Here is a 6,102-nt window from a genome sequence, read left to right on the forward strand (position 1 = left end):
CTATCGGGAAAGTCGCAGATTACAAGGAAAAACTACAGTTACAGAACATGATATCTTACCTATAGCTAATGGTTGTGTTGCATCATTACCGATAAATGAAGCAGGAGAAGTTGATACAATTGCGATCGGTAACTATGCTAACGATCATCATTATCCTGGTAGAGATTTTAAGTTAACAGCAAAATCAATTCGTTGGGGAGGTAGATGGACAGGCACACCTTTTACTATTCCTTATAATGCCCTTGTGCCAAAATATATAGATGGTTTATTAGTAGCAGAAAAAAATATTTCTGTTTCTCATATCGCTAATGGCAGTACTCGTTTACAACCAGTAGTTATGAATATTGGTCAAGCTGCGGGAATAGCTGCTGCATTATGTATTCAGCGTAATTGCCAACCTAGAGAGTTAGCAGTTAGAGAAATTCAAGAAGCATTAGTTAATGATAAAATTGCTCCTGCTGCGGTAATACCTTTGTTCAATTTAACTCCTAGTCATTCTCAATGGTTATTTTGGCAAAGGTATTATTTAGAACATCCTGAAGATTATCCTTATGATGGTAATTGCCCTGGTGAAGATATTAATAATTTGACTGTAGCTACTGGGAGCTATTTTTGTGGTATTTTCAGTTATTTGGGCGAACAAAATTATAGTATTACTTTAATTGAGCCTTCTGAGAATAAAAATCGAACATGGCAATTGATTACTATTTATCCCGAAATTAATCAACAACTTTTAGATTGGCAAGCAGGAAAGTTGATTAAGCTTGTGGGAAGGCTAAATAGTTCTGGTAACTGGTTATTAGTAGAAAAAATTTTGGATTAAGGTTGATTGATTTGATAGTAGCGTCTACACCCTTTAAGCACTCTTTACACAGATGGGGTCAAAGTTTGGTTGTTTGGTTTTATATGCGGTTTCTGATAATTTTTTTGATTTCTACTTTTACTTTTTTAAAGTTAATGAGTAAGCATCGCATAAGTATAGCCGTACAAGATTGAGTTAGGACAAGAAAGCTGTTGGCTCGTAAGTAGTGAGTAGCCCTAAAGGACTCGCTGTGCATCGCAGTAGCGAGTAGCGATTTATAAAATGTCCTAACTTTAAAACGTAATGCTATATATAATCAAAAAACAATCACTACAAGATCGACAAAATGGGTAAAGCAAAAAACCGCCAACCAAAAACTAAAAACAACTCTACAATCAAAACCACTAAATTTTTCAGTTGGGAAATATCAGAGTTTCAGAAACAAAAATTAATCAGATGGACTATTGAAGGTGTAATAATTGGGATTATTTCTTTTATTATTTTATGGTTACCCCTATTTTATTGATTACTTCAATCCCTTGAAAATATTCATGAACTTGTTCTCAACCAATCTTTTGTTCAAGCTAATTTATCTTGAAAATTATTAAAAGAAGCCATAAATCAAGTAAGTTCTGTTTTAGTTTGTTTCTTGAGAACTTTATGTTGAAAATCTCAATATTTTTAATGACCTTGCCACTTCATCTTGCGAGTACTATATGATACAGAGTTAATTTATTATTTAGTTTACAAAGGCAATATATACAGCTAACAATTAATAACCAACAACTCCCTTTTTACAATGAAAACATTTAGTAAAACGATACCTTATGCTACCTATATACTCATAACTCTTAATTTAGCTTTATTTGTTGCAGAAATTCAATCTGGAGGTAGTGAAAACTTTGTTGCTTTAGATAGTCTAGGGGCGTTAATTCCTGAAAAAGTTTGGACTGGGGAGTGGTGGCGATTATTCAATGCCAACTTTTTGCATTTTGGTGTTTTGCACCTGGGTACAAATATGTTTGCCCTGTTTTTTTTAGGTAGATTAGTAGAATTAAATCTGGGAGTAGGGAGGTATTTATTAATTTATCTAGCTAGTGGCATTGGTTCGATGCTGGTCTGTGCTATTGTTTATCAGCAATCAGGAAATACTAATATTACTCTGATGGGGGCATCAGCAGCTATTATGGGGTTAATTGGCACTTTACTGGCGATCGCTTTACAAATCTGGTTAAAACATAAAAACCCTCTCAATGCCAAACGCCTCCGTACTGTAATTTTCGTAATTGTTTTACAATCTATCTTAGATAACTTAATTCCTCAAATCAGTTTCTATAGTCATCTTTTTGGTTTAATTATTGGTTTTTTGGTTAGTGCAACTCTGCTGTTATCTAAACTTAGTTTTGAATAGTACCTAAAAAAATAAAGTGAACGAAACTTATCAAGAATATATCAATCGCGTAGCTCAATTAACTCTTCCTGGAACTTGTTCTAGTCAACTACAAACCATCCAAACATCACCTAAATTTATTGACGGTAAAGTTGTACCTTTTCCTGGTTATAGTGTTATTACACCGCCTAATAAAGATGATGCTGATAATCAAAAATTTTATAGTCAAATTCAATTAATACAACAAAGTATTATTCAACAATTAGAGCCTGGTTTTGTGATCCCCTTAACACCAGAAAGCTTTCATTTTACAATTGCCGATCTTGTTTGGGATCATAGTTATCAACAAGCAGTCCAAGAAAATCCTCAGTTTGAAACTCAACTGCGAGAACAAATTAACCAGAGTTTTCAGCAGTATCAAACAACTACTAACGATCGCAACCCCATTCAATGGCAACTTTTAGGTATTACTATTAGACCCCGTGCTATTGTGGCGTGTCTGGCACCAAAAGATCAAGCCAGTTATCAGACTATTTTGGATTTGCGCCGTTGTATTTATCAAAATGCGGGTTTAATCGCATTAGGAATTGAGCAACAGTATGATTTTACTGCACACATTACTCTAGGCTATTTTGGTCCTATTAATGCGAGCCTAAATCGCTCTGAAGTATGCGTTATTATCTCTCAAATAAGCGATCGCTTGTTAGAAGGTGAGCCTACTTTAATAACTGTTAAACGTGGAGAATTACGTAAATTTGATGATATGCTAAATTACCATCGCCAACCAGATTGGGCAGCTATTTCTTTTTAAGATTTGAGTACTGTTAGGAGTAGAAAAAACTGTGGCAGGTCATAGTAAATGGGCTAATATCAAAAGGCAAAAGGCGCGAGTAGATGCGAAAAAAAACCAAACATTTACTCAATTATCCCGCGCTATTATCGTAGCAGCCCGTAATGGTATCCCTGACCCCACAGGTAATTTTCAACTCCGTACAGCTATTGAAAAAGCTAAAGCAGCAGGTGTTCCCAATGATAATATTGATAAGTCTATTGCTAAAGGTGCGGGTACTTATCAAGACGAAGCTGCAATCCTAGAAGAAATTCGTTATGAGGGCTATGGAATTGGAGGTGTTGCAATTCTCATCGAAGCTTTAACTGATAATCGTAATCGCACTGCTGCGGATATTCGGGCTGCTTTTACTAAAAATGGCGGTAATCTAGGGGAAACTGGCTGTGTTAGCTGGATGTTTGAGCAAAAAGGTGTTGTTACCCTCGAAGGAGAAATTGACGAAGAAGCTTTACTAGAAACCTCTTTAGAAGGAGGTGCAGATACCTACGAATTAATCGAAGATAGGGATTTTCAAGGAGCGGAAATTCTAACAGAAGTAGCTAACCTCGAAAACCTCAATCAAACTCTGCAAGATAGGGGTTTTGCTGTCAAAGACTTAGAGTTACGCTGGATAGCTAATAATAGCATTGAAGTAACCGATCCCGAACAAGTGCGATCGCTTTTTAAGACTATCGATACTTTAGAATCTTTAGATGACGTGCAGAATGTCATTGCTAATTTTGATATTGCAGAAGAATTAATCGCAGCTAATTTGCAGTACTAATCAATCTTAAATTCAATTAAATTAATTACTAACTAATGAACCTCTTGCTTTAATTAGAAAACGATTTGCTTTTTCATAATCAGGACGTTCTGGTAATGAAGTATTGCGAAAGCTATCATCAAAATCTTCGTGTAAACTTAATCGCCACTTATTAACTTCTTTCCAATGCATTTCTCCATTACGAATTGCTAATAAATTATCCCGATAATTTTCTACTTTTACAGGAACAAAGCCCTCTTTTAAGACAGTAATTCCTGATAGTAATAACCGAATTAGGTGCATAGCGTGTTTAAGTCTAATCTCTCCTTTATTACGTAGGTCTTGTTCCATTTTTTTGAATTGAGACATTACGTAACCGTTGTAAGTTTGATAAACTAACTGAGATAAAAAGATTTCTTTATTAGCGAGTAACTCTTTGGCAATCGGTGTTACTTTTTCTACCATGGGCGTATATAGGCATTCTAAAATATTAGGATTTGCTTTTAGTGCCAAAATAATAAACTTTTGTAATTCCCAATAACATTCTTGATTATCGTGATTTTCTAACTGTTCGGGAATACCATATAAAGACCAATGTAAATCCGCAGGCGGTAAATAAATTCCTCTTAAATCTGTATCAGAATGTTCATTATCTAAACCAAAAGCTCTCGAACCAACCACGCAACGATAAATGACATAATCATAAAGGTTTAATTCTGCCAACATATCATTAGCATCTTGTAGTCCTTGCTTTTGATAATGTTTACGGATACTAAATTCATGACGACGTAGAATTATTTCACTATCGTTGGTTAAACGAACTTTATAGTTATGGGAATTATCTGTAGGTGAATAAACAACTACCCCTACAGCACCCTGTAAACAAATAATTTTTCGATCTTTATTTTTAATCTCAATACGGCTTACTACTTGAGTACCGACTGGAATAATTAAGTTAGGATTCACAATTCGATGTTTATTCTTGGTAACCAATATGTATTTTATTATAATACACTCTACTTTTATACGACAAAGGCTCGCGAAAAACTGCGAAAGCACTATTTCTCATTCAGGGGTTCTCTATTCCCTGACTCTACGCCTGGTGTACCTTAGAACTCTTTCATAAATATTTTGTAATACAATTAAAATAAATTTTAATTGCAACTTTTAGGAGTGAAAATAGTAACAATTTACCATTTTTTTCTCTTAATTATTATGATGCAATCGGGCGAAGCCTGGCACTGCGCGATCGCTAACTAGAAAACTGGGCAGCAAAAACCACTTTAGCCATTAATTAATTACTGATATTATTTAATTAATTTGATTTTTCAAGTTCAACTTATAAGGCTAATTCATAATTATCCTAAAGGTAGTTGATAATCTTTTAAATCAAGGAAAATTAACTATCAATTGGAGTAAAAAAAATAAAGGTAATTTAATTAATGCAATCTAAATGCGTCTAAGCTTAGTGGCGAATTGTTCTACGATAGCGATGGTACTGGGGAGAATGAAAAAGTTAAGTTGGCTCAGTTGAATTCTGGTCTAAATTTGGATGATGATAATTTGTTTGTGGAAATTTTAAAATTTTCAATTAATTACAGAACAAAAAATCGATTCCTTTTGCGAGTATCCAACGATATAGTCATTCCCAGTAGAAACCATATGAACTATAAATTAAATCAACTAATTAGATTGAGAGTAATTACTACTGCTATCGTAATGTATTCTACATCTAATATTGCTACTGCACAATCTATATCTAATGAAGATTTCCCCAATAATTGCGATCGCCCTGTAACTCAAATAGAACTGAATAACTGTGCACATTTAGAATATCAAGAGGCAGATTTAAAATTAAATCAAGTTTATCAACAACTCAGGAAAAAAAATCAAAATACAGAGCGAGAACAGCAGCTAATGAATACTCAATTAGCTTGGCTTAAATTTAGAGATTTAAATTGTGAATATGCTGCGAGTAGATATCAAGGAGGATCGATTCAACCCCTGATATATTCTTCTTGTCTTACTCGCTTAACTAAAGAACGTATTCAGCATTTAGAATCTTATTTGAAGCCTTAAATAATTGAAAATTACTTGTTTAGATTGGAATTTGTTAGCTCATTTTAAATGTATTTGACTATTATTAATTTAATAATTAAATATTAATTTTAAATCCTGAAAGTGACTTTAACAGAAAAACTTTACAATCACCTAAATCAAATTACCAGAGAACGCGATCCTTATCTGGCTTCTGGAGGACATTTTTTCGTAAAAGAATATATTCGTCAGCAATTATCCCAATGGGGAGAGGTTACTAC

The 6,102-nt window shown here is 33.9% G+C and carries 7 protein-coding genes and 1 pseudogene; 7 read left to right on the forward strand and 1 reads right to left on the reverse strand.

Annotated elements, in window-relative coordinates:
* The 5 genes from H1P_RS29995 to H1P_RS30015 all read left to right on the forward strand — a co-directional run.
* Positions 1-823: FAD-dependent oxidoreductase (locus H1P_RS29995; protein ID WP_144874650.1), on the forward strand; the 823-nt coding region annotated here is incomplete at its 5' end.
* A gap of 325 nt (positions 824-1,148) precedes the next feature.
* Positions 1,149-1,328, forward strand: a complete 180-nt coding sequence (locus H1P_RS30000; RefSeq protein WP_144874652.1) for a DUF2839 family protein — start codon at positions 1,149-1,151, stop codon at positions 1,326-1,328.
* Positions 1,329-1,601: 273 nt separating this feature from the next.
* The gene (locus H1P_RS30005; RefSeq protein WP_144874654.1) at positions 1,602-2,213 is read left to right on the forward strand and encodes a rhomboid family intramembrane serine protease; all 612 of its coding nucleotides are present in this window, start codon (positions 1,602-1,604) and stop codon (positions 2,211-2,213) included.
* 16 nt (positions 2,214-2,229) lie between these two features.
* A complete protein-coding gene (locus H1P_RS30010) occupies positions 2,230-3,003 on the forward strand; it encodes a DUF1868 domain-containing protein (protein ID WP_144874656.1) in 774 nt (257 codons plus the stop codon).
* A 31-nt stretch (positions 3,004-3,034) separates the two neighbouring features.
* Positions 3,035-3,805 carry a YebC/PmpR family DNA-binding transcriptional regulator gene (locus H1P_RS30015; protein ID WP_144874658.1) on the forward strand — a complete coding sequence of 257 codons (771 nt, stop codon included), beginning with the start codon at positions 3,035-3,037 and terminating at the stop codon, positions 3,803-3,805.
* A 21-nt stretch (positions 3,806-3,826) separates the two neighbouring features.
* Here the strand turns inward: H1P_RS30015 and H1P_RS30020 are convergent, their stop codons facing one another.
* The gene (locus H1P_RS30020) at positions 3,827-4,750 is read right to left on the reverse strand and encodes a nucleotidyltransferase domain-containing protein (RefSeq protein ID WP_144874660.1); all 924 of its coding nucleotides are present in this window, start codon (positions 4,748-4,750) and stop codon (positions 3,827-3,829) included.
* A gap of 696 nt (positions 4,751-5,446) precedes the next feature.
* Here H1P_RS30020 and H1P_RS30025 point away from each other — a divergent pair.
* Both H1P_RS30025 and H1P_RS39590 read left to right on the forward strand, forming a co-directional pair.
* The gene (locus tag H1P_RS30025; protein WP_144874662.1) at positions 5,447-5,863 is read left to right on the forward strand and encodes a lysozyme inhibitor LprI family protein; all 417 of its coding nucleotides are present in this window, start codon (positions 5,447-5,449) and stop codon (positions 5,861-5,863) included.
* A 102-nt stretch (positions 5,864-5,965) separates the two neighbouring features.
* Positions 5,966-6,102: pseudogene (locus H1P_RS39590) on the forward strand (peptidase M28); the annotation flags it as partial.

Source organism: Hyella patelloides LEGE 07179, assembly GCF_900659865.1.
Lineage (GTDB): Bacteria > Cyanobacteriota > Cyanobacteriia > Cyanobacteriales > Xenococcaceae > Hyella > Hyella patelloides.

Excerpts from the sequence above, each read along its gene's own strand:
- H1P_RS30000 (WP_144874652.1), top strand. The coding sequence starts at position 1,149 with ATGGGTAAAGCAAAAAACCGCCAACCAAAAACTAAAAACAACTCTACA.
- H1P_RS30005 (WP_144874654.1), top strand. The coding sequence starts at position 1,602 with ATGAAAACATTTAGTAAAACGATACCTTATGCTACCTATATACTCATA.
- H1P_RS30025 (WP_144874662.1), top strand. The coding sequence starts at position 5,447 with ATGAACTATAAATTAAATCAACTAATTAGATTGAGAGTAATTACTACT.